The organism is Ventosimonas gracilis, assembly GCF_001580025.1.
Lineage (GTDB): Bacteria > Pseudomonadota > Gammaproteobacteria > Pseudomonadales > Pseudomonadaceae > Ventosimonas > Ventosimonas gracilis.
This window is the reverse complement of the sequence record NZ_LSZO01000207.1, coordinates 1-459: the sequence shown is the minus strand read 5'-3', so window position 1 is coordinate 459 and position 459 is coordinate 1. Positions and strand designations below refer to the sequence as shown.

Here is a 459-nt window from a genome sequence, read left to right as displayed (position 1 = left end):
AAGCCTGCTCACCGCCAAACTCTACGAATCCCACACAGTGCGCCAGTCGATGGCCAAAATCCTCAAGCCGCTTGAGCGCGAAGGTATCGACCTTTTCGCTGCGGGCAAAGACGGACAAGCGCAAGCCATTGTCCGCAGCGAAGAGCTGAAATTTTTTATCGCCGCCGCCGCGCAAGACGAAGAAACACTTTCCGACAATGTCACCGAAAATGTATGGCTGCAAATCGAATCCGCCGCCTTCAAGGAAGGCCACAAATGGCGGTTTTCCGATGGCAGCGTTGCCTTCCACGCCGAAATTGCCGACGAGGATTTTCTTGCCCGAATCAATGCGGGCTGGCGGTTCGGCAAGCGGGACGTGTTGCGGGTGGACTTGCAGCGCATCCATAGCTTGACCGATAACGGCCTGAAGCTTCGCCACATCATTACCCGCGTTCACGAACACCGAGGGCCATTGCAGGC

General features: G+C 56.6%; 1 protein-coding gene. It reads left to right on the top strand.

Annotation, left to right across the window (positions count from 1 at the left end; genetic code table 11):
* Positions 1 to 459 (top strand): LAPAL motif-containing putative phage structural protein (locus AXE65_RS13905; protein WP_239685093.1); only part of this gene is annotated, 459 nt, incomplete at both ends.